At 59.8% G+C, this 2,092-nt stretch carries 2 protein-coding genes; one reads left to right on the top strand and one right to left on the bottom strand.

From position 1 onward, the window contains the following. The first annotated feature begins 178 nt into the window (after positions 1-178). Entirely contained in the window at positions 179-1,903 is a 1,725-nt protein-coding gene (locus tag LZ005_RS21465) for a M4 family metallopeptidase (protein ID WP_237811054.1), read from the top strand. On the opposite strand, the gene LZ005_RS21470 is transcribed toward LZ005_RS21465, so the two are convergent. Then, positions 1,864-2,092 (bottom strand): hypothetical protein (locus tag LZ005_RS21470; RefSeq protein ID WP_237811056.1); only part of this gene is annotated, 229 nt, incomplete at its 5' end. The two genes, LZ005_RS21465 and LZ005_RS21470, sit on opposite strands and share 40 nt — an antisense overlap.

Genomic DNA, 2,092 nt, shown 5'->3' on the forward strand with positions numbered 1-2,092 from the left:
GCGCGCTATCGGGGTTTTTTGCTTTGGGCCGTCTGTTAAATTCTTAACAGCTTCCAAACGTGCGTCTTTTTTGCGAATAATTTTGACAAGCGAATTCGGACAGGTCTATCTTCTAATGCATACGTCGGCCACGCCGCTGGCGCCATAAAAAACATTAGGGAAAAACTTGGAGGTATGAATGGCTTTTCGCAAGACTCTGATCGCTGCTGCAATCACGCTTTTGGCCAGCCAGGCCAGCGCCGTCTCGATGATGGCATCCCCGGTGGCCTTTTCGGCCCAACAAAACGCCGCCCTCGTGGCCAAACTCAATGCTGAAAATGCCAAGAAAGGCCTGAGTAGCGATTTCGGCTTTGTCATCGCGCGCCAGCATCCGGGCGCCGGCGACTCGGCCATTACCCGCCTGAACCACACCTACAAAGGCATCCGCATTTTCGAATCGGAATCCGTGGTCGAGACCGATCGCAATGGCAATATCAAAGGCCACAGCCTGGCCGACCTGCGTGGCAACTTCGCCAGCATGAACCTGACCCCGGGCCTGAGCAAACAGGCCGCGATCACGCGCGTGGCCAACAGCATTGCCCCGAACGGCAGCCACACGGTGGCGCCGAATGCCGAGCTGATCATCTACCCGGTGATGAAAACCGTGCGCAAGGCCGCTGCCGCCAACAAGGCCGAAGCCGACCTGAACGCCTTTGACGTCGAGGACGTCGTCGACAGCTACAAGCTGGCCTACCTGGTCGAAACGCGCATGTCGAATGGCGGCGCGCCCGCCTATTACAACACGGTGGTGGACGCCAATAGCGGCGCCGTCATCGACCAGTGGAACATGATGCAGTCCGTGGCCGGCACCGGCTACAGCCAGTACAACGGCACCGTGCCGATCCAGACCACCTTCGACGGCACCCAGTACAAGATGCTCGACACCACGCGCGGCGTGGGCGGCAGCTACGGCGGCATGGCCATCACCAATGCCAACCACGCGTCGACCTCGAGCCCGACCCCGGGCCTGATGTACACGAATGCCACCAACACCTGGGGCGACGGCCAGAACTACATCTCGGGCGGCTCGACCACCAATGCGAACGGCCAGACCGCGGCCGTCAACGCCATGTGGGGTCTGATGAACACCTATGACGCGATGAACAACACCATGGGCTGGAAGTCGCTCGATGGCAACAACACCGCGACTTTCATCGCCGTCCACGTCGGCACCGCCTACGACAATGCCTACTACACCGATACCTGCAAGTGCATGTACATCGGGGACGGCTCGTCCTTCTACAGCCTGGGTTCGATCGACGTGATCGGCCACGAAATGGGTCACGGCGTCACTGCCGCCACTTCCAATCTGACCTACCGCGGCGAGTCGGGCGGCCTGAACGAGTCGGCCTCGGACATCAATGGTGAAGCCGTTGAAGCCTATGCGCGCGCCGGCGGTACGGGCGCCACGATTCCGCTGACCGGCAACGACTGGGTGATGGGCAAGGAGATCTCCAAGACCGGCACCCCGCTGCGCTGGCTGTACAAGCCGTCCAAGGATGGCAGCAGCCCGGATGCCTGGAGCACCTCGCTCAAGCGCCTCGACGTGCACTATTCGAGCGGGCCGAACAACCGTATGTTCTACTTCCTAGCCAATGGCTCGAGCGCCACGTCCACCAGCGACTACTACTCGAAATACCTGACCAAGACGCCGCTGAACATGACGGGCATCGGGACCGATAAGGCCTACCGCATCTGGTTCAAGGCGAACACGACCCTGTTCACCTCCTCGACCAATTATGCGGATGCCGCGCTGAAGATGAAGCAGGCCGCCGAGTCCCTGTATGGCGTGGGCAGCAAGGAGGCGAAAGCCGTCGTGCGCGCCTATGCGGCCATCAATGTGGGGACCGACATCGCGGAATAAGCACCTCGCCGCACCCACGAAAACCCCGGCCGCGTCAGCGGCTGGGGTTTTTCTTTTATTTGGGTGTTGACGAGTGGCCGATAGTCCTGCATAATCTCGCTTCTCTGCTGCTGACGACACAACGCTCCGAAGCGAAAATGCAGAAGCTCTTTAACAAAGAACAGTCGATAAGTGTGGGCGTTTGATGCA

The sequence above is a fragment of the Massilia sp. TS11 genome (genome assembly GCF_022012445.1).
Taxonomy (GTDB): domain Bacteria; phylum Pseudomonadota; class Gammaproteobacteria; order Burkholderiales; family Burkholderiaceae_D; genus Telluria.